Genomic DNA, 26,141 nt, shown 5'->3' with positions numbered 1-26,141 from the left:
ATCATCATGACCATGACCACTCCAATTCCATCGGTAGCAGTCGATCAAAGCCTGCTGTACCCGTCTCCGTACAAAGAATTCTGGCAAGCATTCTCCAAGAACAAAGGGGCCGTCGCCGGCCTGCTGTTCATGCTGCTGGTGATTTTCTGCGCGATCTTCGCGCCGTGGGTTTCCCCGCACAACCCGAGCGAGCAATACCGTGACTTCCTGCTGACCCCGCCGTCCTGGCTGGAAGGCGGGCAGATCCAGTTCCTGCTCGGCACCGATGAACTGGGTCGCGACCTGCTATCGCGGCTGATCAACGGTTCGCGCCTGTCCCTGCTGATCGGTTTGTCGTCGGTGGTGATGTCGCTGATTCCGGGCATCCTGCTGGGTCTGTTCGCCGGTTTCTTCCCGAAAGTGCTCGGTCCGACCATCATGCGCCTGATGGACATCATGCTGGCCCTGCCGTCCCTGCTGCTGGCCGTGGCGATTGTCGCCATCCTCGGCCCTGGCCTGATCAACACCATTATCGCCATCGCCGTGGTTTCGTTGCCGTCCTATGTTCGTCTGACCCGCGCTGCGGTGATGGGTGAACTGAACCGCGACTACGTGACGGCCGCGCGCCTGGCCGGTGCCGGCCTGCCACGCCTGATGTTCGTTACCGTGCTGCCGAACTGCATGGCACCGTTGATCGTTCAAGCGACCTTGAGCTTCTCCTCGGCGATTCTCGATGCCGCGGCCCTGGGCTTCCTGGGCCTTGGCGTACAACCGCCAACCCCTGAGTGGGGCACCATGCTGGCTTCGGCTCGCGACTACATCGAACGCGCCTGGTGGGTAGTCAGTCTGCCTGGTTTGACCATTTTGCTCAGCGTGCTGGCAATCAACTTGATGGGCGACGGTCTGCGCGATGCGCTGGACCCGAAACTCAAGAACGCCGCCTGAGGAGATTCAAATGTCACTGTTAGAAATCAAGAATCTCAACGTTCGCTTTGGCGACAAAAACGCCGTTCCGGTGGTCGATGGCCTCGACATCACCGTGGACAAGGGCGAAGTCCTGGCCATCGTTGGCGAGTCGGGCTCCGGTAAATCCGTGACCATGATGGCGCTGATGGGCCTGATCGAGCATCCGGGGATCGTCACCGCCGACGCCCTGAATTTCGACGGCAAGAACATGCTCAAGCTCAGCAACCGTCAGCGCCGGCAGATCGTCGGCAAAGACCTGGCCATGGTCTTCCAGGACCCGATGACCGCGCTGAACCCGAGCTACACCGTCGGCTTCCAGATCGAAGAAGTGCTGCGCCTGCACCTGAAAATGTCCGGCAAGCAAGCGCGCAAGCGTGCCATTGAACTGCTGGAAAAAGTTGAAATTCCGGGTGCCGCCAGCCGTATGGACGCCTACCCGCATCAACTGTCTGGCGGTATGAGCCAGCGTGTTGCGATCGCCATGGCGATTGCCGGTGAACCGAAACTGCTGATCGCCGACGAACCGACCACCGCCCTCGACGTGACCATTCAGGCCCAGATCATGGACCTGCTGCTGGCCCTGCAGAAAGAGCAGAACATGGGCCTGGTGCTGATCACTCACGACCTCGCGGTCGTGGCCGAAACCGCCCAGCGCGTGTGCGTGATGTATGCCGGCCAGGCTGTTGAAGTGGGTCAGGTACCGCAGTTGTTCGACATTCCGGCGCACCCGTACAGCGAAGCGCTGCTCAAGGCGATTCCGGAACACAGCCTCGGCGCCACGCGTCTGGCCACGTTGCCGGGCATCGTTCCCGGCCGTTACGACCGTCCGCAGGGTTGCCTGCTGTCGCCGCGCTGCCCGTACGTGCAGGATTCCTGCCGTCAGCAACGTCCTGGCCTTGACCCGAAAAGCAACAGCCTCGCCCGCTGCTTCTACCCGCTGAACCAGGAGGTGGCGTAATGGCCGTCGTACTTACCGCCCGCGACCTGACCCGTCATTACGAAGTGTCCCGTGGCCTGTTCAAGGGCCATGCGACCGTACGCGCCCTAAACGGTGTGTCGTTTGAACTGGAAGCCGGCAAGACCCTCGCCGTCGTCGGCGAATCGGGCTGCGGCAAATCCACCCTGGCCCGTGCCCTGACGCTGATCGAAGAGCCGTCCTCCGGCTCCTTGAAAATCGCCGGGCAGGAAGTCACCGGCGCCGACAAGGCTCAGCGTAAACAACTGCGCAAAGACGTGCAGATGGTGTTCCAGAGCCCGTACGCCTCGTTGAACCCACGGCAGAAAGTCGGTGACCAGCTCGGCGAGCCGCTGCTGATCAACACCAACCTGAGCGCTGCCGAACGTCGCGAGAAAGTCCAGGCGATGATGAAGCAGGTGGGCTTGCGTCCTGAGCACTACCAGCGTTATCCGCACATGTTCTCCGGCGGTCAGCGCCAGCGGATCGCCCTGGCTCGCGCGATGATGCTGCAACCGAAAGTGCTGGTGGCGGATGAACCGACCTCGGCGCTGGACGTGTCGATCCAGGCGCAGGTGCTGAACCTGTTCATGGATTTGCAGCAAGAGTTCAACACTGCCTACGTGTTCATCTCCCATAACCTGGCAGTCGTCCAGCACGTGGCCGATGACGTGATGGTGATGTACCTCGGCCGCCCGGTGGAAATGGGCCCGAAGAACGACATCTATGAGCGTCCGCTGCACCCGTACACCCAGGCGTTGCTGTCGGCTACCCCGACCATTCACCCGGACCCGAACAAGCCGAAAATCAAAATTGTCGGCGAGTTGCCTAACCCGTTGAACCCGCCGTCCGGCTGCGCTTTCCACAAGCGCTGCCCGTACGCCACCGAACGCTGCAGCACCGAAGAGCCGGCCCTGCGCCTGCTCGACAGTCGGCAGGTGGCTTGCCACTACGCCGAGCAGTTCCTCGACGGCGCGGCATAAAAATGTGGGAGCGGGCTTGCTCGCGAAAGCGGTGTGTCATTCGACTGCGATGTCGACTGACACGACCTCTTCGCGAGCAAGCCCGCTCCCACAGGGATTACAGCTTTACCCGTTGACCAAACCCCTTTTCCTGGATTGCGCATCAGTCTGGTAAAAGGGGTTTTCTTTTGTCTGCGATTTACGACTGGCTATCGCCCTCGTCGTCATCATCGGTGTCCGGCTCGTCGGTGGTCGAATCGTCATCGTCCTTGCTGCCGCCCTGATCTTTGTCACCGCCCTCGGATTCCGACTTGGCGATCATCAGACCGCTGCTGTCATGTCCTGGAACGCCGTTAAAGCCTTGGGGATGACTTGGATTGGCCGCCCATGCCGCCGACGTGCCAAGGGACAGCATCACCAAAACTTTAAGCAACAGCACAATGCGTTGAAAAATGCTCATAGCCGATTCCATCCTTTCTGAGATGCAGCATGGGTGCCTGACGGCGCATGACCCGAGTGCCGTGGCGCTGAATAAAATCTAGTTCCGATCGGCCGGGTTCACCAGATAGGACGCTAACGAAGGACGGGAATTGCCGTTAATGGGCAGATTGGTTTGGAATAAGGGTTATGCCGAATTCGCACCCCTGATCGTTCTCACGCTCTGCGTGGGAATGCCTCAATGGGCGCTCTGCGTCCGCTCTTGGAACGCGGAGCGTCCCGGGTTGCATTCCCACGCAGAGCGTAGGAAAGATCCCAAAACGCCAATCACCTGTGGGAGCGGGCTTGCTCGCGAAGGCGGTGTGTCAGCTACCAATGCATCGACTGATACACCGCCTTCGCGAGCAAGCCCGCTCCCACTGGGGATTTGCTTTGTCAGGGAAATCGGGGAAATAAAAAACCCCGCAGCTTTCGCAACGGGGTTTTTGGTGTAACCAATCAGCGCTTAGTGATGTTCACGCGTTGCACGGAATTTCACGTCCGGCCAGCGCTCTTCCATCAACGCCAGGTTAACTCGGGTCGGCGCCAGGTAAGTCAGGTGACCGCCGCCGTCGATGGCGAGGTTTTCCACAGCCTTGATCTTGAACTCTTCGAGCTTCTTCTTATCGTCGCAATCGATCCAGCGCGCGGAGTACACGGTGATCGGCTCGTAGGAGCATTCGACCTTGTATTCCTCTTTCAAGCGGCTGGCGACCACATCGAACTGCAGCACACCGACGGCGCCGAGGATGATGTCGTTGCTGCGCTCCGGGAAGAACACTTGCGTCGCGCCTTCTTCGGCCAGTTGCTGCAAGCCCTGGCGCAGTTGCTTGGATTTCAGCGGATCACGCAGACGCACGCGACGGAACAGTTCCGGGGCGAAGTGCGGAATACCGGTAAACCCGAGCACTTCGCCTTCGGTGAAGGTGTCGCCGATCTGGATGGTGCCGTGGTTGTGCAGGCCGATGATGTCGCCGGCAAACGCTTCTTCCAGCTGCTCACGCTCGGAGGAGAAGAACGTCAGCGCATCGCCGATCCGCACGTCTTTGCCAGTGCGCACGTGACGCATTTTCATGCCTTTTTCGTACTTGCCGGAGCAGATACGCATGAAGGCGATGCGGTCGCGGTGTTTCGGGTCCATGTTCGCCTGGATCTTGAACACGAAACCGGCGAATTTCTCTTCGACCGGTTCAACGGTGCGCTCGTTGGCAACGCGAGCCAGGGGTTTCGGCGCCCAGTTGACCACGGCGTCGAGCACGTGATCGACACCGAAGTTGCCCAGGGCTGTACCGAAGAACACTGGGGTCAGTTGGCCGTCGAGGAATTCCTGTTGATTGAATTCGTGACAGGCGCCCTGCACCAGTTCCAGCTGATCGACAAAACGATCGTACTCGTCGCCCAAATGCGCGCGTGCTTCATCGGAGTCGAGCTTCTCGATGATTTTCACATCGGTGCGCTCGTGGCCGTGGCCGGCGGTGTACACGATGATGTAGTCGTCGGCGAGGTGATAAACGCCTTTGAAATCGCGGTAGCAACCAATCGGCCAGGTAATCGGCGCAGCCTTGATCTTCAGGACGGCTTCGATTTCGTCGAGCAGTTCGATCGGGTCACGGATGTCACGGTCGAGTTTGTTGATGAAGCTGACGATCGGCGTATCACGCAAACGGCAGACGTCCATCAGCGCAATGGTCCGTGGCTCAACACCCTTACCGCCGTCGAGAACCATCAATGCCGAGTCCACTGCCGTCAGGGTGCGGTAGGTATCTTCGGAGAAGTCTTCGTGGCCCGGGGTGTCGAGCAGGTTGATCATGTGATCGCGATACGGGAACTGCATGACCGACGTGGTAATCGAGATACCACGCTGCTTTTCCATTTCCATCCAGTCGGAGGTGGCATGGCGGTCGGACTTGCGAGACTTCACCGTGCCCGCAATCGCAATCGCCTTGCCCATCAGCAAGAGCTTCTCGGTGATGGTGGTTTTACCGGCATCGGGGTGGGAAATAATGGCGAAAGTGCGGCGTTTCGCGACTTCGGCGGCCTGTTTGGTCATGGGAAATCGCCTGGCAGGTGATTCAAAAAAGGGCGGCGAGTATAGCCCAAAACGTTACCTCCGGACCACCGTTCGCCCTGTAGCAGCTGCCGAGCCTGCGAGGCTGCGTTCGGCGACAAAGTCGTCGTAAAACCAGACGCACGGTGTATCAGGCAGACCGCGACAGGTGACTTGACGACGACTTCGTCGCCGAACGCAGCCTCGCGGGCTCGCGGGCTCGGCAGCTGCTACATCGGGTAATCGAGATCAAGGGTGGCTAAATGCTGTTAATTATGGAACCTTTTAAAAGGTGGAGGCGTCCACTCCCCTGTTACAGCTCTCGTAGCAGGGTTTGAAAAACCTGCAAGTTAGCCTGACGAGGCTGCGCTTATGGCTCGATCTCATGCGGTTCTATCAGCATGAAGAGCTGCTTCTCGCGAACGTTGATATCCCGGCAGCCAGTGATGGCATTGCCACACGGGACTGCGTTCGCCGACCAAGAAAAAAAGGAGTCCGCCTGTGGCTATTCGCTATGGCAAGGGGCTTATTGGAGGTGCGGTTGTCGTCGCACTCCTGGCCCTGCTGGTCCACTGGATTGGCATCAATACGATCGAACATTACCGCGACGATTTGTTGTTTTACCTGCAAGCTCACTTGATTCTCGTCCTTGTTTCCATGCTGGCCGCCCTCATTGTGGGCATCCCCGCCGGTATCTTCCTCAGCCGCCCGACCATGGTGGGCCGCGCTGAACGCTTCATGCAGATCTTCAACATCGGCAACACCGTGCCGCCTCTCGCCGTACTGGCCATCGCCCTGGGGATTCTGGGCATCGGCAGCGGCCCCGCGATCTTCGCCCTGTTCCTCGCCTCGCTGTTGCCGATCGTGCGCAACACCTATGAAGGCCTGAAAAACGTCCAGGGTTCGCTGAAGGAAGCGGCCGTCGGCATCGGCATGACCCCGACGCAAGTGCTGTGGCGGGTCGAACTGCCCAACGCGGTGCCGATCATCATCGGCGGCGTACGCGTGGCCCTGGCGATCAACGTCGGTACCGCACCGCTGGCGTTCCTGATCGGCGCCAACAGCCTGGGCAGCCTGATTTTCCCTGGCATCGCCCTGAACAATCAGCCGCAACTGCTGCTCGGCGCGGCGTGCACCGCCCTGCTGGCCTTGCTGCTCGATGGTCTGGTGACACTCGCCAGCCGCCTCTGGCTCGAACGCGGCCTACGCCCGTCTTAAGCCTCGGCAAAGGAATAATCATGAAAGCTCTACACCTAAAAGGCATGACCTTGATATTGGGCTGCGCCCTGCTGTTGGCAGGATTTGCCCAAGCCGCTGAAAAACCGGTGATTCGCATCGGCGCCCGGGTGTTCACTGAACAAACCCTGCTCGCCGAAATTACTTCCCAGTACTTGCGCACCAAGGGTTACGACACCCAGGTAACCGGCGGTCTGGGCAGCAACCTGGCCCGCAGCGCCCACGAAAGTGGCCAGCTGGATTTGATGTGGGAATACACCGGCGTCTCGCTGGTGGCTTACAACCATGTCACCGACAAGCTCGACAGCGCTCAGTCCTACGCCCGGGTGAAAGAACTCGACGCGAAAAAAGGCCTGATCTGGCTCACGCCGTCGAAATTCAGCAACACCTACGCCCTGGCGCTGCCGGAAACCACCGCGAAGGCTTATCCGCAGATCAACACCATCAGCGAGCTGAACACGGTGATGCAGGCGGAGGCGAAGACTAATCACTTGGTCGCGCTGGACACCGAGTTTGCCAACCGTTCCGACGGTCTGGACGGCATGGTCGATCTCTACGGGATGAATCTGACCCGTAAGAACATTCGGCAAATGGACGCTGGGCTGGTCTACACCGCCCTGCGTAATGGCCAGGTGTTTGCCGGTCTGGTCTACACCACCGACGGTCGCTTGAACGCTTTCAAACTCAAGCTGCTCGAAGACGACAAGCATTACTTCCCGGACTACACCGCCGCGCCAGTAGTGCGTCAGGTCTACCTCGACGCCCATCCCAAGCTTGCCGAAGAACTCAAGCCACTGGCTGAACTGTTCGACGACGCCACCATGCGCCAGCTCAATGCGCGGGTCGATGTCGATCACGAAAGCCCTTCATCCGTTGCCGCAGATTTCCTGCGCCAGCATCCACTGAACTGAGGAGAAGACATGGAATTTCTGAACGCCTTTTCCCATCTCGATTGGCCGCTGGTGCTGCACCTGACCTTGCAGCACATCACCCTGGTCGGCATTGCCGTGACGCTGGCGATTCTCGTTGGCGTGCCGCTGGGTGTCCTGATGACGCGTTTCCCAACGCTCGCCGGCCCTTTGCAAGCCAGTGCCACGGTGCTGCTGACCGTGCCGTCGATTGCGCTGTTCGGCCTGCTGTTGCCGTTCTACTCCAAATTCGGCCAGGGCCTGGGCCCGATGCCGGCGATCACCGCAGTGTTTCTGTATTCGCTGCTGCCGATCATGCGTAACACCTACCTGGCGCTGACTGGCGTCGAACCCGGCATTCGCGAAGCCGCTCGCGGCATCGGCATGACCTTCGGCCAGCGCCTGCGCATGGTTGAACTGCCAATCGCCGTGCCGGTGATCCTCGCCGGTGTACGCACCGCCGTGGTCATGAACATTGGTGTCATGACCATCGCCGCGACCATCGGTGCCGGTGGCCTCGGTGTACTTATTCTCGCTTCAATCAGCCGCAGCGACATGTCGATGCTGATCGTCGGCGCCGTGCTGGTCAGTCTCCTGGCCATCTTCGCCGACCTGCTTCTGCAATGGCTGCAACGCACGCTGACTCCAAAAGGACTGCTCAAATGATCGAACTTCAAAACCTCAGCAAGACCTTCCAAAGCAACGGCAAAGATGTAAAAGCCGTGGACTCGGTAAGCCTGACCGTCAATGAAGGCGAAATCTGTGTGTTCCTCGGGCCATCGGGTTGCGGCAAAAGCACCACGCTGAAAATGATCAACCGCCTGATCAAGCCGACCTCCGGCAAGATCCTGATCAACGGCGAAGACACCACCGACCTCGACGCGGTGACCCTGCGTCGCAATATCGGTTATGTGATCCAGCAGATCGGTCTGTTCCCGAACATGACCATCGAGGAAAACATCACCATCGTTCCGCGCCTGCTGGGCTGGGACAAGCAGAAATGCCACGACCGCGCCCGCGAGTTGATGAGCATGATCAAGCTCGAACCCAAGCAGTACCTGAATCGCTACCCGCGTGAGTTGTCCGGTGGTCAGCAGCAGCGGATCGGCGTGATTCGCGCACTGGCGGCAGATGCGCCGCTGTTGTTGATGGATGAGCCGTTCGGCGCGGTCGACCCGATCAACCGCGAGATGATCCAGAACGAGTTCTTCGAAATGCAGCGCGCGCTGAACAAGACCGTGATCATGGTCAGCCACGACATCGACGAAGCGATCAAGCTGGGCGACAAGATTGCAATCTTCCGCGCCGGCAAGCTGTTGCAGATCGATCACCCGGACACCCTGCTGGCGCACCCGGCGGATGATTTTGTCAGCAACTTCGTCGGCCAGGACAGCACGCTCAAGCGTCTGTTGCTGGTGAAAGCCGAAGACGCGGCGGACAACGCGCCGTCGGTGAGCCCGGAAACCCCAGTGGCTGAAGCCCTGGAGTTGATGGACGAACTGGACCGTCGTTATGTGGTGGTCACAGACGGTGAGAACAAGGCGCTCGGTTATGTACGACGTCGCGACCTGCACCGTCAGACCGGGACTTGCGCTCAATACCTGCGCGAGTTCAATGCCACCGCGGCGTTCGATGAGCATTTGCGCATCCTGTTGTCGCGCATGTACGAGTTCAACCGCTCATGGCTGCCAGTAATGGATGCCGAGCGGGTGTTCTTGGGGGAAGTGACTCAGGAATCGATTGCCGAGTACCTGAGCTCCGGCAAGTCCCGTGGCGGCAAGACCAGCATCGTTTCGCCGGCCGAGACTGCTGTCGCCTGATCTGACGCCTTCGCGGGCAAGCCTCGCTCCTACAGGGGCAGTGTCGTACGCAACATCACGGCACGCCGCTCCCCTGTAGGAGCGAGGCTTGCCCGCGAATGAGCCAACTCGGTTTATCTGAATCCCGCCAAAATCCCCTCATCCGGGGAACATCACACTGTCATGCAGGTCGGTTACATCAGTAGCTGTCAGGGACCGCACGACGGAAGCGTGCAAAAACGCGACATTTTTTGTTGATCTCAAGCCCCTCACGCCCTAAAGTTCGCGCCGAACGTCCATGCTGGAAACGATCCATCCGGCTCAAGTACTGACGACGAGACAGCAAGGCCAAGGGAAGCACCATTTCCCATGGCCTTTTTGCTTTCGGCGACATGCCTTGGGAAGTAGGCGAACCAAAGTGGGGATACGGAGGACGTTCATTTGCACCCATTGTTAATTTCAGTTTGCCAGTAGGAGATCCCAGCATGTCGATCAACGTCGAAGACTATTACGCGCGCGAAACCTTCCAGAGATTGAAGGCCTTCGCCGACACCCAAGAAACCCCGTTCGTGGTGATCGACACCGCGATGATCAGCCAGGCCTATGACGACCTGCGCGCCGGTTTCGAATTTGCCAAAGTCTATTACGCGGTCAAGGCCAACCCGGCCGTCGAAATCATCGACCTGCTCAAAGAGAAAGGCTCGAGCTTCGACATCGCGTCGATCTATGAGCTGGACAAAGTGATGGAGCGCGGCGTTAGCCCCGACCGCATCAGCTACGGCAACACCATCAAGAAATCCAAGGACATCCGCTACTTCTATGACAAGGGCGTGCGCCTGTTCTCCACCGACTCCGAAGCCGACCTGCGCAACATCGCCAAGGCTGCACCGGGTTCGAAAGTCTACGTGCGCATCCTCACCGAAGGCTCGACCACTGCTGACTGGCCGTTGTCGCGCAAATTCGGCTGCCAGACCGACATGGCCATGGACCTGCTGATTCTCGCTCGCGACCTGGGCCTGGTGCCTTACGGCATCTCGTTCCACGTCGGCTCGCAGCAACGCGACATCAGCGTCTGGGACGCGGCGATCGCCAAGGTCAAAGTGATCTTCGAACGCCTGAAAGAAGAAGACGGCATTCACCTGAAGCTGATCAACATGGGCGGTGGCTTCCCGGCCAACTACATCACCCGCACCAACAGCCTGGAAACCTACGCCGAAGAAATCATCCGTTTCCTCAAGGAAGATTTCGGTGACGACCTGCCGGAAATCATTCTGGAACCGGGCCGTTCGTTGATCGCCAACGCCGGTATCCTGGTCAGTGAAGTGGTACTGGTCGCGCGTAAATCCCGTACCGCCGTCGAGCGCTGGGTGTACACGGATGTGGGCAAGTTCTCCGGCCTGATCGAAACCATGGACGAAGCCATCAAGTTCCCGATCTGGACCGAGAAGAAAGGCGAGATGGAAGAAGTCGTCATCGCCGGCCCGACCTGCGACAGCGCCGACATCATGTACGAGAACTACAAGTACGGTCTGCCGCTGAACCTGGCAATTGGTGATCGTTTGTACTGGTTGTCCACCGGCGCCTACACCACCAGTTACAGCGCGGTTGAATTCAATGGCTTCCCGCCGCTGAAATCGTTTTACGTGTAAGTACTACTGGTAGAACTGAAAAAGCCCATGACGAGTCATGGGCTTTTTTGTACCTGAAATCCGCCCCCGCCCCCCCTGTAGGAGCTGTCGAGTGCAACGAGGCTGCGATCTTTTGACTTTGATTTTTTAAGAACAAGATCAAAAGATCGCAGCCTCGTTGCACTCGACAGCTCCTACCAGCTCCTACCAGCCCCTACCAGCCCCTACCAGCTCCTACAAAGGTTTGAGGTCGTACTCCAGTTCGGCGCAGCGGTGGGCATAATCCGCCGCCAACGCTCGAATGTTCGAATCCGTTGCGCTCGCCAATGCCTTACTCGCGACCCGCAGGAAATTCAGATTCCCGCCGACCAAGGCCTTGCGCAACCAATCCAGCGCTTCTTCAATATGGCCTTCATCTGCCAACACCGCCGCATAACTGAACTGCCCACGAAAATCCCCGCCGAGCGCCGAGCGGCGATACCAGTCGCGCGCGGCCTGCGGGTCCACAGGACAAACCCGCCCCTCTTCCAGATAACGCCCCAGCAGGTTCATCGATTTCGCGTGGCCCATTTCAGCGGCACGGCGATAAAGATTCAGCGCCTGCGTCTGGTCTTCAGCCACGCCACGACCAGTGGCCAGCAGATTGGCGTAGTTGTACATCGCCCAGTCCAGGCCCTTTTCAGCCGCCAGTCGATAATGCCCCGCAGCCACTGCAGCATCGGCGGTGCAACCCCAGCCATGTTCATGACAACGACCGAGCATGTTGCGCGCCATCAGGTGTCCGCCATTGGCGGCAATCCCGAACCAGCGCACGGCCAACGGCTGATCCTGCTCGATACCCTGCCCGTCCAGCAGAATCTGCCCGAGCAATGCCTGGGCATCGAGCACGCCTTCGCGAGCAGCGAGCAGAATCGCCTGGGCTGCCCGCGCCGGACTTTCCTCAAGCATCGCTTTGAGCCGATCACCGTCGAGGACTTCCTCGCGGCGCAGTTGATAACTCATACCTCGACCCAGCGACGCAGCAGGTTGTGATAAGTGCCAGTGAGGCGGATCAGCGACGGGTGATCGGGCATGTCCTGGGTCAGTTGCTGGATGGCGCCGTCCATCTCGAACAGCAAGGCGCGCTGGCTGTCCTCGCGGACCAGGCTTTGGGTCCAAAAGAACGACGCGTAGCGGGTGCCGCGGGTAACAGCGTTGACCTTGTGCAAGCTGCTACCGGGGTACAGGACCATGTCGCCGGCGGGCAACTTGACCCGCTGGGTGCCGAAAGTGTCTTGGATTTCCAGTTCTCCGCCGTCGTAGTCCTCCGGCTCGCTGAAGAACAGCGTCGCCGACAGGTCGGTGCGCACCCGCTCAATGCTGCCCTTGGGCTGGCGCACGGCGTTGTCGATGTGGAAGTCGAAACTGCCGCCCGCCGTGTAACAGTTCAGCAATGGCGGGAAGACTTTGTGCGGTAACGCGGCTGACATGAACTGCGGATTTTTCCACAGGCGTTCGAGCATCGCTGCCCCGATTTCCTTGGCCAACGGGTGACCTTCAGGCAGTTGCAGATTGTGCTTGGCCTTAGCCGACTGGAAGCCGGCGGTGATCTTGCCGTCCGCCCAATCCGCCTGTTCCAGGGCCTCGCGAATGCGCTGCACTTCTTCTTTCGCGAACACGCCGGGAATGTGCAGCAGCATGGGACGACACCTGATGGTCAAAAGGGCGTCAATGGTATTGATTCTTATTGCCTGTGTAAAACCCCGCAGACGAACGAGACAGCAAAAACCGTAAGGATAAATTGTAAAGAATGTAAATTTGTCGCGAATAGTAACGTTTCGCAATTGATACAAATACCTGTTTACCCTATATTCCGCGGCCTCAAATCCTTGGGGAGGGGAATTCACATGTCACGCCAACAACTACAATTACCGGTCAGTTCACCACGTTTGCTCGCGTCTGCCATCGGCATGGCGATCACTGCCGGCTCTGCAGGCCACATGGTTTTCGCCGCCGAGAAGACTGACGAAAAAGCCTCGGGCAATGCGATTTCCCTGGACGCCACCAGCGTTGTTGGCGAGCAACAAGACACCTCCTACAAGACCGATACCTCGGCCTCGAAAAAGTACACCGCACCGCTACGCGAGACGCCGAAAAGCGTCACCGTGATCCCGCAACAAGTGATCCGCGACACCGGCGCTACCAGCCTGGTCGATGCGTTGCGCACCACGCCGGGCATCACCTTTGGTGCCGGTGAAGGCGGTAACCCGGCCGGCGACCGTCCGATCATTCGCGGCTTCAACGCTGAAAGCGATGTGTTCGTCGACGGCATGCGCGACCCGGCCTCCCAAAGCCGCGAGATCTTCGACGTTGAATCGGTGGAAATCAGCAAAGGCCCGGGCTCGGCCTTCACCGGCGCCGGTTCCACCGGTGGCAGCCTGAACCTGGTGAGCAAGACCGCCAAACTGGGCAACTTTTACAATGGCGGCTTCACTTGGGGTTCGGACCAGACCAAGCGCACCACCCTTGACCTGAACCAGCAGATCAACGATACCTCGGCCTTTCGCCTGAACCTGATGAAGCACGAAGCCAACGTCGCCGGGCGTGACGGCGTGGATGTCAGCCGCTGGGGCGTGGCGCCAACCTTCGCCTTCGGCCTGGGCACCGACACCCGCGTGACCGTCGGTTACTACCACGTCGAAACCGATGACATGCCGGACTACGGCGTGCCGTTGACCTTGAGCCCGAACCGCAGCAAGTACCACGTAGACAAACCGGCCAACGTCAATAAAGACAACTTCTACGGCCTCACCGGTCGCGACTATCGCCAGACCGAAAACGACAGCGGCACAATCAAGATCGAACACGATCTGAATGACGACCTGACCGTTTCCAACAGCTTCCGCATGTCCCGTTCGACACTGGACTACATCGTCACCAACCCCGACGACAGCAAAGGCAACGTGGCCAAAGGCAGCGTTTACCGTGGCGCCAAAAGCCGTAACTCGACGTCCAGCGGCTGGGTCAACCAGACCGACCTGAACGCCAAGTTCAACACCGGCGCTATCGAGCACAGCCTGGTCACCGGCCTGGAGTTTTCCTATCAGGACACCCACAACCGTCCGTACGTCCTGACCTCGACAGCCGCCGGCACTTCCTGCAACCGCGCGCTGTTCAACTCCGGCGACTGCACCAATTTGTACAAGCCAACGCCTGGGGATAACTGGTCGGGCACCATCACCGACAGCGCGGCCTTCACCGACACCGACACCAAAACCGCTGCGGCCTACGTGTTCGACACCCTGAAGTTCAACGAACAATGGTCCCTGAACCTGGGCCTGCGTTACGACAACTACCAGGTCCAATCCAGCGGTCACGCCAACGCCAGCAGCACAGCGCCAGCAAACGACTTCTCCCGTGAGAACACCAGCGACCTGATCAACTACCAGATCGGCGTGGTCTACAACCCATTGCCTAACGGCAGCGTTTACGCGGCCTACTCCACCTCCAGCAACCCATCCGGTGAAACCAGCGGCAACGGTGGCCTGGAACTGGCGGCGAACAACAGCGATCTGGACCCGGAAAAAAACCGCAACTACGAGATTGGTACCAAGTGGGACTTCTTCGGTGACGACCTGTCGCTGACCGCCGCACTGTTCCGCACCGAAAAAACCAACGCACGTATGAACGATCCGGATGGCGCCACCACCCAAGTGCTGGACGGCGAGCAAACCGTCAACGGTCTGGAACTGACCTACACCGGCAAGCTGACCCGTAACTGGAAAGTCTTCGGCGGCTACACCTACATGGACAGCGAAGTGGTCAAGACCACCCTCGCGGCCGATAAAGGCAACCACATGCCGAGTACGCCACGGAACAACTTCACCCTGTGGTCGACCTACGACCTGATCCCGGAAAAGTTGACTGTTGGCGGCGGCGCGACCTTTGTCGATTCGCAGTTCGGCAACGTCGCCAACTCGGTGGAGATTCCGTCCTACTGGCGTTACGACGCAATGGCCAGCTACGCCCTGACCAAGAACGTCGACCTGCAACTCAACGTACAGAACCTGACCGACAAGCGTTATTTCGACCAGGTATTCCAGACGCACTACGCCCACGTGGCAGCGGGCCGTACCGCCCTGCTGAGCGCGAACTTCCACTTCTGATTGCCAGCCACACCCGCAATCCCCTGTAGGAGCGAAGCTTGCTCGCGAAGGCGTCGTGTCATTCGACATCGAAACTGCCTGACACACCGCTTTCGCGAGCAAGCTTCGCTCCTACAGGAACTGCAACTGACATTAGGACCTGGCCCCGTTCATTCAATTGAACGGGGCTTTTGTGCGTAATAAAGAATGTTTCTCGACAACCCACGGCATAATGCGCGCCGTGATGAATACTTTCGAACGAACAAGGCGAGCGACGTGTTGAAGAAAACCCTGTTCCAGTTGCACTGGTTTTTTGGCATCAGCGCCGGACTGGTCCTGGCCCTGATGGGCATCACCGGGGCAACGGTGTCGTTTCAGGATGAAATCCTGCGGACACTGAATCCTTCTGTGTTGCAGGTCGAGAAGCAGGTCGCCGGCGTGCTGCCACCCGCCGAGCTGGTTGAGCGCATCGAAGCCACCTCCGGCAAGAAAGTCTCGATGCTGTGGGTCGAGACCGACAGCGGCAACGCTGCGCGCGTGATCTTCACCCCGCCACCGGGCGAACGTCGCGGAGAGATGCGCTACTTCGATCCGTACACCGCCGAGTTCCTGGGCGACGCCACCGGTCAGGACTTCTTCGGCCTGATGCTGCAATTGCACCGCTTCCTGGCCATGGGCGATACCGGCCGGCAGATCACCGGCGCCTGCACCCTGATCCTGGTGTTTTTCTGCCTGTCCGGTCTCTACCTGCGCTGGCCGCGCCAGTGGAACAAATGGCGTGCCTGGCTGACCCTGGACTGGAAGAAAAAGGGCCGCAGCTTCAATTGGGACCTGCACTCGGTGGCGGGCACCTGGTGCCTGGTGTTTTACCTGTTGGCCGCGTTGACCGGGTTGTCCTGGTCGTACGAGTGGTACAACAAAGGCCTGACTCAGTTGTTGTCCGATGCACCGCAAAACGAGCGGGTGCGCAACCGTGGCCCGGCCCCGAGCGGTCCTGCGCCGAGCGCCGATTACGCGGCGATGTGGAGCAGCATCTACAGCGCCGCCGGCCCGAACCTGTCCGCCTACAACATCCGTATGCCGCCCCTCGCCGGCCAACCGGCGACCGTGTTCTACCTGCTGAACACTTCGCCCCATGACCGCGCGCTCAACGAGATCAGCCTCGATCCCGCGACTGGCATCGTCAAACGCCACGACCGCTACAGCGACAAGAGCTTCAAGGCGCAACTGCTGACCAGCATCTACGCGCTGCACACCGGCAGTTATTTCGGCATCGTCGGGCGGATCATCCTGACGATCACCGCGCTGACCATGCCGCTGTTTTTCGTCACAGGTTGGTTGCTGTACCTGGACCGTCGGCGCAAGAAACGCCAGATCAAGGACGCACGTAACGGCCTCGTGCAACCGGGCAGCGATGCGCCGGCGTGGCTGATTGGTTTCGCCAGCCAGAGTGGCTTTGCCGAGCAACTGGCGTGGCAGACCGCCGGGCAATTGCAGGCCGCCGGGTTGCCGGTGAAGGTGCAGCCGCTGGCGAGTGTCAGCGAGCAGGATTTGCGGGATTCGAGCAATGCACTGTTCGTGGTCAGCACCTTTGGCGACGGTGAAGCGCCGGACAGCGCCCGGGGTTTCGAACGCAAAGTGCTGGGCCGGGTGTCGAGCCTGGAAAGCCTCAACTACGCGGTGCTCGGTCTTGGTGATCGCCAGTATCAACACTTCTGCGGTTTCGCCCGACGCTTGCACACCTGGCTCGGCGAACACGGCGGCAAGACCCTGTTTGCCCCGGTGGAAGTCGACAGCGGCGACCCTTACGCCTTGCGCCACTGGCAGCAGCAACTTGGCCAGTTGACCGGACAGGCGCCTGTGGACACTTGGCAAGCGCCCAGCTACGACAACTGGACGCTGGTCAGTCGTGAACTGATGAACCCGGACAGCAGCGGCTCACCGGTGTACCTGGTCGGCCTCACCGCGCCAAACACCAGCAGTTGGCTGGCCGGTGACCTGGTGGAAGTCATGCCACGCAATTGCCCGTGGGCCATCGAGCACTTCCTCGATGGTCTGGGGATTGACGGGCGCGCCAGCGTCGAACTCGACGGCCTGTCGCAACCGCTGGACCAGGCCCTCGCCAGCCGCCAACTGCCCGAGAACCGCGCACATCTGGTGGGTCTGCATGCCCAGGCGCTGGTGCAAGCATTAGTGCCTTTGGCGATGCGCGAATACTCCATCGCTTCCATTGCTGCCGACGGCGTTCTGGAGCTGATCGTGCGTCAGGAACTGCACCCTGATGACAGCCTCGGCATCGGCTCCGGCTGGTTGACCGAACACGCGCCCGTGGGCGGCAGCATCAGCTTGCGGGTGCGGCGTAACAGCGGCTTCCACCTACCGAGCGAACCGGTGCCGATGATCCTGCTGGGCAACGGCACCGGCCTGGCCGGGCTGCGCAGTTTGCTCAAGGCGCGGATTGCCGACGGCCAGCAACGGCATTGGCTGCTGTTTGGCGAGCGCAATCGCAAGCATGACTTCCTCTGTCGCGATGAGCTCGAAGGCTGGTTGATTGAGGGCGACCTGGAGCGACTGGACCTGGCATTTTCCCGGGATCAGGCCGAGAAAATCTACGTTCAGGATAGGTTGCGCGAGTCCGCCGCCGAGCTGAAGAAATGGCTGGCCGACGGCGCCGTCATCTACATCTGCGGCAGCTTGCAAGGCATGGCCTCAGGCGTGGACCACACGCTCAACGAAATACTCGGGATCGAAGAAGTAGACCGCCTGATCGAACAAGGCCGCTACCGCCGCGATGTCTATTAAGGCCACCCCTCACCCCAGCCCTCCCGAAACGTCGGACCGCCCCAAAGGGGAGAGGGAGCCGACCGAGGTGTCTTGCGCTATACATCGACCTGAAAAGCCGAGTCGAACTCAGGTATGGAAAACAGCAAAGATCAGCTAATTGGCGGAGAGTCGAACTCAGGTTTTGAACAACATGAAGATCGGCTCCCTTTCCCCTCTCCCCTCTGGGGAGAGGGCTGGGGTGAGGGGTCGATTTCAAGCCAACCCCAAAATCCCCGACTACAGTAAAACCTCCATCCCCTTCACAAGGACGTGAAGCATGCCCACCCGCCCCACCCTCGACCAACGTCAGTTCGCCCGCCATCTACGCACCAATCAAACCGACTGCGAACTCCTGCTCTGGCAGAAACTACGCGCTCGACAAATCGCCAATCTGAAATTCCGCCGACAGTTTCCGTGCCCGCCGTATGTGCTGGATTTCTACTGTGCCGAGTTGAAACTGGCGATAGAACTTGATGGAGGGCAGCACTTTGAAATAGCGGGAAAGATTCATGACCGGCGGCGCACGCTTTACCTTCAGCAACGCGGGATTGAGGTTGTGAGGTTTAGCAATCTGGAGGTGATTGAGCGGATGAGCGATGTGTTGGAGCAGATCATCAGGATTGCTGCGAATCGGATGCCGTGATTCTGATCTGGAATCCACCCCTCACCCCAGCCCTCTCCCCATAGGGGAGAGGGAGCCGACCGAGGTGTCTTGCGTTATACATCGACCTGAAAAACCGAGTCGAACTCAGGTATTGCAAACAACGAAAATCAGCTCAGCGATTTAAAGTCGAACTCAGAATTTGAACAGTATGAAGATCGGCTCCCTTTCCCCCTCTCCCCTTTGGGGCGGTCCGACGTTTCGGGAGGGCTGGGGTGAGGGGTGGATCTTGAAGCCATCCACATCAAACCGGCTGTAACTTCTGCTCAAACACCCCCACCCCATCCAGATCCCGCAACACAACACTCATCTCCCCGCTCTGCCCATCAATGTTCACCTCACCAAAAAACTGAAATCCGGCAAACGGCGAGGTGTTCTGCGCCGGTGGTGCTTTCTCGAACACCACCTCAGTCCCAAAGGTTTTATCCAGCGGATTGGGCCCGAAGCTCCCGGCATTCAGCGGCCCGGCGACAAACTCCCAGAACGGCTCAAAATCCTGAAACGCCGCGCGATCCGGGTGGTAGTGATGCGCGGCGCAATAATGCACATCCGCCGTCAGGAACACGAAATTGCGCACCTGCTGAGCCCGTAGAAAACCCAGCAGTTCAGCGATTTCCAGCTCACGACCCTGAGCCGGTCCCGGGTCGCCGTTAGCCACCGCTTCCCAACGAGCGACACCCGGACTGACTTCACCATCCGGCACGCCGAGGCCTATGGGCATGTCAGCGGCGATGACTTTCCATTGGGCTTGTGAACCTTTCAATTCGCGCTTGAGCCAGTCCAGTTGCTCACGCCCGAGGAACGGTTTTTCACCGCCCAAGTTGTCATCATTCGCCCCGCGATAACTGCGCATATCAAGCACAAACACATCGAGCATCGGCCCATAACTGAGCTTGCGATAAATCCGCCCGCCGTTGTCGGCACTCTGCAAACGCATCGGCGCGTATTCGAGCCAGGCCTGGCGCGCGCGGCCGACCAGGCTGTGGATATCTTTGCTCTTGTAGCGCTCGTCCAGTTGCTTGCCCGGCGACCAGTTGTTCACCACTTCGTGGTCGTCCCACTGCCATATCTGCGGCACTTCGGCGTTGAAGCGGCGGATGTTTTCGTCCATCAGGTTGTAGCGATAATTGCCGCGATATTCGTCGAGGGTTTCGGCGACTTTGCTCTTGGCTTCGCTGGTGATGTTGCGCCACACCCGACCGCTCTCGGTGGTGAGTTGCGCCGGCACCGGGCCGTCGGCGTAGATGGTGTCGCCGCTGTGGATAAAGAAGTCCGGCAGGCGCAGGCGCATGGCTTCGTAGATGCGCATGCCGCCGATGTCCGGGTTGATGCCGAAGCCCTGGCCGACGGTGTCGCCGCTCCAGACAAAACGCAGATCGCGCCGGGTCGTCGGCACGCTGCGCAAGTGGCCGAACCAGGGTTCGCTGCTGGTTCCATTTTGGGCGTCTTCGAAGTGCACGCGATAGAAGATCGCCTGGTCGGCGGGCAGGCCAGTGAGTTCGACACGAGCGGTAAAGTCAGTGCGCAAATCTGCCAGGGGCGAAACAAAACGACGCGGGTTGGTGAACAGACTGCGGGTGTCCCATTCCACCACCATCCGTGCGGGACGGTCGCTGCGGCTCCAGACCATCGCCCGGTCGCCCAGCAGGTCGCCGGACTGCACGCCGTCGGTGAGCTGCGGCCGATCCTGGACCGAAGCGATCACCGTCGGCGCCAGCCCTGGCAACAACAGCCCGGCGCCGACCGCTTGCATGACACGACGGCGGCCGAGGTTGAATTCGCTCATGGTGTTCTCCCTGAAAAAGGGAAACTTAAGCATGTATGCATGACGCCCGTGTGAAACGCGCTCCCTTGTAGGAGCGAGGCTTGCCCGCGAAGGCGATCTGACAGTCAGCACATCTGTTGAATGTTAAAACGCCTTCGCGGGCAAGCCTCGCTCCTACAAGGGTTGGGTGTCAGAGGGTATGAGGTTGGGTGTCAGGCCTTGGCGGGCTCCAGCGCCAACTCCACCTCTTCCGGCCGTTTGAGCAATGCATACGCCACCGCAGTCAGCAAACTCCCAGCGACGATGGCGAGCAGGTACAACAGCGCATGGTTGATCGCATTCGGAATCATCAACACGAACAACCCACCATGCGGCGCCATCAGTTTGCAGCCGAAATACATCGACAACGCACCAGTCAACGCACCGCCGGCAATGCTCGCCGGAATCACCCGCAACGGGTCCTTGGCAGCAAACGGAATCGCGCCTTCGGAGATAAAGCACAACCCCAGCACCAACGCCGCTTTACCGGCCTCGCGCTCGGTCTGGGCAAACTTGCGACGAGCAATGAACGTCGCGATACCCAGGCCAATCGGCGGCACCATACCGGCAGCCATGGTCGCGGCCATCGGTGCGTAACTCTGCGACGCCAGCAGCCCCACCGAGAACGCATAAGCGGCCTTGTTGATCGGCCCGCCAAGGTCAACGCACATCATGCCTCCGAGCAACACACCGAGCAGGATCGCGTTGGTAGTGCCCATGCTGTCGAGGAAGTGCGTGAGCGCTAAAAGCATCCCCGCCACCGGCTTGCCAACCACATAAATCATCACCAGCCCGGTGAACAGACTCGCGAACAACGGGATGATCAGGATCGGTTTCAGCGCTTCAAGACTCTGCGGCAAACGTGCATAACGATTGATCGCCTTGGCCGCGTAACCGGCGATAAAACCGGCGAGAATCCCGCCGATAAAACCGGCCCCCAACGTACTCGCGAGCAGACCACCGATCATCCCTGGCGCCAGGCCCGGACGGTCGGCAATCGAATAGGCGATGTAACCCGCCAGCAACGGCACCATCAGCTTGAACGCAGTCTCTCCGCCAATTTGCATCAATGCGGCGGCGAGCGTTCCCGGCTCCTTGAACGCGGTGATGCCGAACACGAACGACAAGGCGATCATCAAACCACCCGCCACCACCATCGGCAGCATGAACGACACACCGGTCAACAAGTGTTTATAGACGCCGGTCTTCTCTTGTTTGGCCGGGACTTTCGAACCACTCGACGCAGTTTCCTGCTTGCCTTCAGCCAACGCTTTATTGAGCGTCGCTTCGGCTTGCTTCAAGGCGATGCCGGTGCCGCAACGGTAAATCTTCTTGCCGGCGAAACGCTCGGTGGCGACTTCGATATCGCAGGCCAGCAGCACCACGTCAGCGTCGGCAATCGCCGCCGCGCTCAATGGATTGCGTGCACCCACCGAGCCCTGGGTTTCCACTTGCAGGTCGTAGCCCAGACGCTTGGCCGCTTGCTGCAAGGCTTCGGCCGCCATGAAGGTGTGGGCAACGCCCGTCGGACACGCGGTGATCGCCACCAGACGCGGGGCGTTTTTAGCGACGACGGCAGGCTCGGCGACGGCTTCGGCGGTGACGTAGATTTCAGCCTCTTGCGCACCACGACGCAGCACCGCTTCTACATCTTGCAGGGCCTGGGCCGGGGTGCTGCGGAACACTCGTTTGCCGACAAATCGCGACATGTCCACAGGGGCGCTGGTCACCAGCAACACCCATTCGGCGGACTCAATGGTGGCGGCCGACAACTGACGTTCCGGGTGCGCTGCATCGTTGACTTCGACGCAGGTGCTCCAGCCCTGACGCTGCGCTGCGGCATCGAGCAACCGCGCGCACAGCACACTGGTGACCATGCCGTTCGGGCAGGCCGTAACAATGGCTAACTTCATGACAACCCCTCTTATTGTTCTGTCAGGAGGCGCACGCGCACACCCTGTTCGAGCTGCGTCAACTGCGTGGCATCACTGATGCCGAAACCAATCTGCGTGACCGCCATCGCCGCAATCGCGGTGGCGGTGCGCAAGGTCTGTTCAGGCGTGTCGGCACTGAGCAAACCGTGGAGCATGCCCGCCAACAACGAATCGCCGGCGCCCACCGTGCTGACCACACTGACCCTGGGCGGCGTGGCATGCATCGCCGCGCCAACACTGAACCAGTTCACCCCGTCGGCGCCGTGGGAAATCACCACGTGCTCGATGCCTTGAGCATGCAAGCGGTTCGCGGCTTCGGCCTGGGCCGCCACCGACACCACGTCGCAATCGAGCGCATCGGCGAGTTCTTCGGTGTTGGGTTTGATCAGCCACGGCCCGGCAGCCATGCCGGCACGCAAGGCTTCGCCGCTGGTGTCCAGGGCCACGTTCAAACCGAGGTTTTTCAGGCGCACGATCAGTGCCTGCAGCCATTGCGGGCTGACGCCACGGGGCAAACTGCCCGCGACCACGACCGCGTCGTGCCCCGGCGCAATCTGGTCCAGCCGATCGAGCAACGCTTGCTGCGCCGCTTCATCGACCTGCGGGCCCGGGCCGTTGATGTCGGTGATGCGCCCGTTGCTTTCCGCCAGTTTGATGTTGCTGCGGGTTTCGCCGGGGACGCGAATGAACGCGTCGACAAAACCACGTTTGGCAAACAGCGTTTCGAACGCCTGGAGATTGTCTTCGCCGAGAAAGCCACTGACCGTTAGTTGATGCCCGAGATCGGCCAGCACCTGCGCCACGTTCACGCCTTTGCCGGCAGCGTGGGTGTGCATCTCGTCGCTGCGGTTGACCTGACCGGGGGCAAGCACTGGCAACTGGACGGTGAGGTCCAGCGCCGGGTTAAGGGTCAGGGTTAGAATCTTGGCCATTACAGGGCCTCCACTAATGCGCGCACTTCATTGGCGCTGCCCACGGCCAAAGCCTGCTGGGCGAGAGTTTGGGTCTGGGCCAGGCTGAGTTCGCGGATGCGTGCCTTGACCTCGGCGATGCTGCGGCCGGACACGCTGAGCTCATCCACACCGAGGCCGACCAGCACCGGCACCGCCAGCGGATCGGCTGCCAGCTCGCCGCACACGCCGACCCATTTGCCATGGGCATGGGCCGCGCGCACGGTGATGTCGATCAGTTGCAGCACCGCTGGGTGCAAGCCGTCAGCCTGGGCCGACAGCGTCGGATGGCCACGGTCGATGGCCAGGGTGTATTGGGTCAGGTCGTTGGTGCCGACGCTGAAGAAATCGACTTCCTTGGCCAGCACCGGAGCGAGCAACGCCGCCGACGGCACTTCAATCATGATCCCCAGTTGCAGGTCTGCAACCGGAATTTCCAGGCGCAGACGCTCGGTCATGTCCCGGGCCTGGCGCCACTCATCGACGCTGCCGACCATCGGGAACATGATCCGCAATGGACGATTGTCGGCGGCACGCAGCAAGGCGCGCAATTGCGCTTCCATGATGTGCGGACGTTGCAGAGTCAGGCGTATACCGCGCACACCGAGGAACGGGTTTTCTTCCTTGGCGATCGGCCAATACGGCAGCGGTTTGTCGCCGCCAACATCAAGAGTACGAACCACCAACGGGCGGCCGGCCAGGCCATCGAGGACGCGACGGTATTCGACTTCCTGGGTCGCCTCGTCCGGCGCTTGCGAGTGCGCCATGAAAATCAGTTCGGTGCGCAGCAAGCCAATGCCTTCGGCACCCTGCTCCACCGCGCTGGTGACACCGGCGCTTTCACCGATGTTGGCGAACACTTCCACGGCGTGGCCGTCGGTGGTCAGCGCCGGTTGATGGCGTTGCTCAGCGGCGGCTTTCAACCGCAGTTCGCGGGTGTCGCGTTCTTCGGTGGCGCGTTGCAAGGTCGCGGCATCGGCGTCCACGTGCAGGCGACCGCGTTGACCATCGATCAGCAACGGTGTGCCCGGCGCCAGCAGCAACACCGCCGCACCGGCACCGACCAAAGCTGGAATCCCCAGGGCACGAGCAACGATGGCGCTGTGAGCAGTGGCGCCGCCACGGGCGGTAAGGATGCCGGCGACGCGCGCCGGGTCGAGACGGGCGACGTCGGACGGACCGACCTCGTCCATCACCAGAATGTACGGTTGCTCCGGTTCGCTTGGGGTTTCGACGCCACACAACTGCGCCAACACCCGGCGACCAATATCCCGCAAGTCAGCGGCGCGCTCGGCGAGCAAGGCGTCTTGCAGGGATTCCTGTTGCTTGGCAGCGGCTTCGATCACCGCCATCCACGCCGCTTCGGCGCTCTCGCCTTGCTTGAGGCGCGTGTCGACTTCGTCGGTCAATTCCGGGTCGTCGAGCATTTCCTGGTGGGTGATGAAAATCTCGCGAATCGCCTTGGATTTGCTGCGCTCGATCAAGCCTTCGATGTCGCGACGGACATCGGTCAGCGCTTGTTTCAGGCGTTCGCGCTCAACGGCGGCGGACTCACCGCGCAGCGGGTAATCAATGGCTTGCAGCACTTGAATGTGCGCCGGGCCGATGGCAATGCCGGGGGCGGCGGCGATGGCCTGGACCAGACTGCCAGAGGCCGGCGCGAGCAGTACTTCGGCCACGTCTGCCATCACTTCGCGTTGCTGGCTGACTGGCGGCAGCGGCTCGACTTCTTCGCCGAGGCCTTCTTCGATGGCCGCCAGCAACGCCGGCAAGGCATCGGCAGCGATGCTCGGTTCGGCGATGAACTCCAGCACCTGACCACGGCGGGCGCCGAGGCTGAGCAGCTTGCTCAAACTTTTCACCGACACGGCGCTGTCCTGGCCATCGACGATGCGCACGCGGATCTCGCCTTCAAAACTTTTCGCCAACTGCGCGAGGATCTTCGCCGGGCGCGCATGCAAACCGTGGGCATTGGCCAGGGCGATGCGCGCGCTCGGCCAGTCGGCGGGCACTTCACCGCCCAGTACTTCAAGGACTTTACGACTGCTGGTGGCGCGGCCCAATTCGTGGCCACGGCCTTCGATCAGCAACGCACACAGGCGTTCGAGCAAGGCTTGATGCGCCTCGCCGAGACTGGCCAGGCAGAACAGACCGCTCAATGGCTGACCGAGGTAACGCATCGGTTTGTCCGGTGTGACAAAGGCCAGCCCCGGACGCTTCACGGTTTGTTCGCTGTGCAACCACCACAGGCCATCACCCAGGGGCAGCGCTTCGACTTGTTGCAGCACCGCGGAGAAACCGTTGCTCACGCAATCGGCCTGACGCAGCAAACGGGCGCCGCGCCAGACCAGTTCTTCAAAATCATCGGCAGACACGCCGAGGCCGATCATCTGCGCATCCAGCGCCAGTTCTTGTGGCGCACCTTGCAGCAGCTTCAGCAACGCTTCGGCGGAACTGGCGCGACGCAGGGCCTGGCCCAGATCGGTTTCGCCGAGGGCGCGAGTCAGCAGTTGCAGCAGACGAAGGTGTTCATCAGATTTGGCGGCGATGCCGATCGCCAGGTAGACGATGTGGCCATCGCCCCAATCCACGCCCTCCGGGAACTGCATCAGCCGCACGCCGGTAGAAAACACCTGGTCACGGGTTTCCGGGGTACCGTGGGGGATGGCAATACCTTGGCCGAGAAAGGTCGAGCCCTGGGCCTCACGCGCCTGCAAACCGGCGAGATAACCTTCTGCTACCAGACCATCGGCGACCAGATGCTGGGCCAGCAGGTGTAACGCGGCCGACTTATCCACAGCCGACTGGCCCATGGATATCTGCTCTATGGTGAGCTCGAGCATGCTTTCTCCTTTTTGGCGCCTTGGGACGCCAGGTATTGTTTTGAA

At 60.4% G+C, this 26,141-nt stretch carries 19 protein-coding genes; 11 read left to right on the top strand and 8 right to left on the bottom strand.

Annotated elements, in window-relative coordinates; all coding sequences use genetic code 11:
- Positions 1-12 precede the first annotated feature (12 nt).
- Genes ACWIKB_RS26455 through ACWIKB_RS26445 form a run of 3 tightly spaced genes read left to right on the top strand, consistent with a single transcriptional unit; the run spans position 13 to position 2,883 of the window.
- Entirely contained in the window at positions 13-924 is a 912-nt protein-coding gene (locus ACWIKB_RS26455) for an ABC transporter permease subunit (RefSeq protein ID WP_475270439.1), read from the top strand.
- 10 nt (positions 925-934) lie between these two features.
- Positions 935-1,903 carry an ABC transporter ATP-binding protein gene (locus ACWIKB_RS26450; RefSeq protein WP_475270426.1) on the top strand — a complete coding sequence of 323 codons (969 nt, stop codon included), beginning with the start codon at positions 935-937 and terminating at the stop codon, positions 1,901-1,903.
- Positions 1,903-2,883 (top strand): peptide ABC transporter ATP-binding protein, encoded by a 981-nt coding sequence (locus ACWIKB_RS26445; protein WP_046045819.1) that lies wholly within the window; start codon positions 1,903-1,905, stop codon positions 2,881-2,883. The genes ACWIKB_RS26450 and ACWIKB_RS26445 overlap by 1 nt, the downstream gene beginning before the upstream one ends.
- 178 nt (positions 2,884-3,061) lie before the next feature.
- Here ACWIKB_RS26445 and ACWIKB_RS26440 read toward each other — a convergent pair whose 3' ends face one another.
- Positions 3,062-3,322, bottom strand: a complete 261-nt coding sequence (locus tag ACWIKB_RS26440) for a hypothetical protein (protein WP_475270425.1) — start codon at positions 3,320-3,322, stop codon at positions 3,062-3,064.
- Positions 3,323-3,805: 483 nt separating this feature from the next.
- Positions 3,806-5,389 carry a peptide chain release factor 3 gene (locus ACWIKB_RS26435; protein ID WP_475270424.1) on the bottom strand — a complete coding sequence of 528 codons (1,584 nt, stop codon included), beginning with the start codon at positions 5,387-5,389 and terminating at the stop codon, positions 3,806-3,808.
- 498 nt (positions 5,390-5,887) lie between these two features.
- On the opposite strand from ACWIKB_RS26435, the gene ACWIKB_RS26430 reads away from it, so the two are divergent.
- The 5 genes from ACWIKB_RS26430 to ACWIKB_RS26410 all read left to right on the top strand — a co-directional run bounded on the left by ACWIKB_RS26430 (position 5,888) and on the right by ACWIKB_RS26410 (position 10,978).
- On the top strand, positions 5,888-6,604 hold the full coding sequence (locus tag ACWIKB_RS26430) for an ABC transporter permease (RefSeq protein WP_129438555.1): 717 nt from the start codon (positions 5,888-5,890) through the stop codon (positions 6,602-6,604).
- 20 nt (positions 6,605-6,624) lie between these two features.
- A complete protein-coding gene (locus ACWIKB_RS26425; RefSeq protein WP_475270423.1) occupies positions 6,625-7,533 on the top strand; it encodes a glycine betaine ABC transporter substrate-binding protein in 909 nt (302 codons plus the stop codon).
- A 9-nt stretch (positions 7,534-7,542) separates the two neighbouring features.
- Positions 7,543-8,196 carry an ABC transporter permease gene (locus tag ACWIKB_RS26420; RefSeq protein ID WP_054049996.1) on the top strand — a complete coding sequence of 218 codons (654 nt, stop codon included), beginning with the start codon at positions 7,543-7,545 and terminating at the stop codon, positions 8,194-8,196.
- Positions 8,193-9,350, top strand: a complete 1,158-nt coding sequence (locus ACWIKB_RS26415; protein WP_121733608.1) for an osmoprotectant ABC transporter ATP-binding protein OsmV — start codon at positions 8,193-8,195, stop codon at positions 9,348-9,350. The genes ACWIKB_RS26420 and ACWIKB_RS26415 overlap by 4 nt, the downstream gene beginning before the upstream one ends.
- Positions 9,351-9,814: 464 nt before the next feature.
- Positions 9,815-10,978 carry a type III PLP-dependent enzyme gene (locus tag ACWIKB_RS26410; protein WP_475270421.1) on the top strand — a complete coding sequence of 388 codons (1,164 nt, stop codon included), beginning with the start codon at positions 9,815-9,817 and terminating at the stop codon, positions 10,976-10,978.
- Positions 10,979-11,191: 213 nt separating this feature from the next.
- Here the strand turns inward: ACWIKB_RS26410 and ACWIKB_RS26405 are convergent, their stop codons facing one another.
- Positions 11,192-11,959, bottom strand: coding sequence for a tetratricopeptide repeat protein (locus ACWIKB_RS26405; RefSeq protein ID WP_475270419.1), 768 nt, complete (start codon positions 11,957-11,959; stop codon positions 11,192-11,194).
- Complete coding sequence (locus ACWIKB_RS26400) at positions 11,956-12,636, bottom strand: Fe2+-dependent dioxygenase (protein WP_290025532.1); 681 nt, start codon at positions 12,634-12,636, stop codon at positions 11,956-11,958. The genes ACWIKB_RS26405 and ACWIKB_RS26400 overlap by 4 nt, the downstream gene beginning before the upstream one ends.
- A gap of 207 nt (positions 12,637-12,843) precedes the next feature.
- On the opposite strand from ACWIKB_RS26400, the gene ACWIKB_RS26395 reads away from it, so the two are divergent.
- From ACWIKB_RS26395 to ACWIKB_RS26385, 3 genes are all read left to right on the top strand, one after another.
- Complete coding sequence (locus ACWIKB_RS26395; protein WP_475270418.1) at positions 12,844-15,102, top strand: TonB-dependent receptor; 2,259 nt, start codon at positions 12,844-12,846, stop codon at positions 15,100-15,102.
- Positions 15,103-15,357: 255 nt separating this feature from the next.
- Positions 15,358-17,883, top strand: a complete 2,526-nt coding sequence (locus ACWIKB_RS26390) for a PepSY domain-containing protein (protein ID WP_475270417.1) — start codon at positions 15,358-15,360, stop codon at positions 17,881-17,883.
- Between the two features lie 298 nt (positions 17,884-18,181).
- Positions 18,182-18,547: an endonuclease domain-containing protein gene (locus tag ACWIKB_RS26385; RefSeq protein ID WP_475270416.1), complete on the top strand. Its 366-nt coding sequence runs from the start codon at positions 18,182-18,184 to the stop codon at positions 18,545-18,547.
- A gap of 262 nt (positions 18,548-18,809) precedes the next feature.
- On the opposite strand, the gene ACWIKB_RS26380 is transcribed toward ACWIKB_RS26385, so the two are convergent.
- The 4 genes from ACWIKB_RS26380 to ptsP all read right to left on the bottom strand — a co-directional run bounded on the left by ACWIKB_RS26380 (position 18,810) and on the right by ptsP (position 26,096).
- Positions 18,810-20,351 (bottom strand): alkaline phosphatase D family protein, encoded by a 1,542-nt coding sequence (locus ACWIKB_RS26380; RefSeq protein WP_475270415.1) that lies wholly within the window; start codon positions 20,349-20,351, stop codon positions 18,810-18,812.
- Positions 20,352-20,542: 191 nt separating this feature from the next.
- Entirely contained in the window at positions 20,543-22,282 is a 1,740-nt protein-coding gene (locus tag ACWIKB_RS26375; protein ID WP_475270414.1) for a PTS fructose-like transporter subunit IIB, read from the bottom strand.
- Positions 22,283-22,293: 11 nt separating this feature from the next.
- On the bottom strand, positions 22,294-23,235 hold the full coding sequence (gene pfkB / locus ACWIKB_RS26370) for a 1-phosphofructokinase (protein WP_475270413.1): 942 nt from the start codon (positions 23,233-23,235) through the stop codon (positions 22,294-22,296).
- Positions 23,235-26,096 carry a phosphoenolpyruvate--protein phosphotransferase gene (ptsP, locus tag ACWIKB_RS26365; RefSeq protein ID WP_475270411.1) on the bottom strand — a complete coding sequence of 954 codons (2,862 nt, stop codon included), beginning with the start codon at positions 26,094-26,096 and terminating at the stop codon, positions 23,235-23,237. The genes pfkB and ptsP overlap by 1 nt, the downstream gene beginning before the upstream one ends.
- Positions 26,097-26,141 lie beyond the last annotated feature (45 nt).

Source organism: Pseudomonas sp. 5Vm1k, assembly GCF_056161485.1.
This window is presented reverse-complemented; position numbering and strand designations above follow the sequence as displayed.

Coding starts and splice junctions, on each gene's coding strand:
- ACWIKB_RS26455 (WP_475270439.1), top strand. CDS start 13: ATGACCACTCCAATTCCATCGGTAGCAGTCGATCAAAGCCTGCTGTAC.
- ACWIKB_RS26450 (WP_475270426.1), top strand. CDS start 935: ATGTCACTGTTAGAAATCAAGAATCTCAACGTTCGCTTTGGCGACAAA.
- ACWIKB_RS26445 (WP_046045819.1), top strand. CDS start 1,903: ATGGCCGTCGTACTTACCGCCCGCGACCTGACCCGTCATTACGAAGTG.
- ACWIKB_RS26440 (WP_475270425.1), bottom strand. CDS start 3,322: ATGAGCATTTTTCAACGCATTGTGCTGTTGCTTAAAGTTTTGGTGATG.
- ACWIKB_RS26435 (WP_475270424.1), bottom strand. CDS start 5,389: ATGACCAAACAGGCCGCCGAAGTCGCGAAACGCCGCACTTTCGCCATT.
- ACWIKB_RS26425 (WP_475270423.1), top strand. CDS start 6,625: ATGAAAGCTCTACACCTAAAAGGCATGACCTTGATATTGGGCTGCGCC.
- ACWIKB_RS26420 (WP_054049996.1), top strand. CDS start 7,543: ATGGAATTTCTGAACGCCTTTTCCCATCTCGATTGGCCGCTGGTGCTG.
- ACWIKB_RS26415 (WP_121733608.1), top strand. CDS start 8,193: ATGATCGAACTTCAAAACCTCAGCAAGACCTTCCAAAGCAACGGCAAA.
- ACWIKB_RS26410 (WP_475270421.1), top strand. CDS start 9,815: ATGTCGATCAACGTCGAAGACTATTACGCGCGCGAAACCTTCCAGAGA.
- ACWIKB_RS26405 (WP_475270419.1), bottom strand. CDS start 11,959: ATGAGTTATCAACTGCGCCGCGAGGAAGTCCTCGACGGTGATCGGCTC.
- ACWIKB_RS26400 (WP_290025532.1), bottom strand. CDS start 12,636: ATGCTGCTGCACATTCCCGGCGTGTTCGCGAAAGAAGAAGTGCAGCGC.
- ACWIKB_RS26395 (WP_475270418.1), top strand. CDS start 12,844: ATGTCACGCCAACAACTACAATTACCGGTCAGTTCACCACGTTTGCTC.
- ACWIKB_RS26385 (WP_475270416.1), top strand. CDS start 18,182: ATGCCCACCCGCCCCACCCTCGACCAACGTCAGTTCGCCCGCCATCTA.
- ACWIKB_RS26380 (WP_475270415.1), bottom strand. CDS start 20,351: ATGAGCGAATTCAACCTCGGCCGCCGTCGTGTCATGCAAGCGGTCGGC.
- ACWIKB_RS26375 (WP_475270414.1), bottom strand. CDS start 22,282: ATGAAGTTAGCCATTGTTACGGCCTGCCCGAACGGCATGGTCACCAGT.
- pfkB (WP_475270413.1), bottom strand. CDS start 23,235: ATGGCCAAGATTCTAACCCTGACCCTTAACCCGGCGCTGGACCTCACC.
- ptsP (WP_475270411.1), bottom strand. CDS start 26,096: ATGCTCGAGCTCACCATAGAGCAGATATCCATGGGCCAGTCGGCTGTG.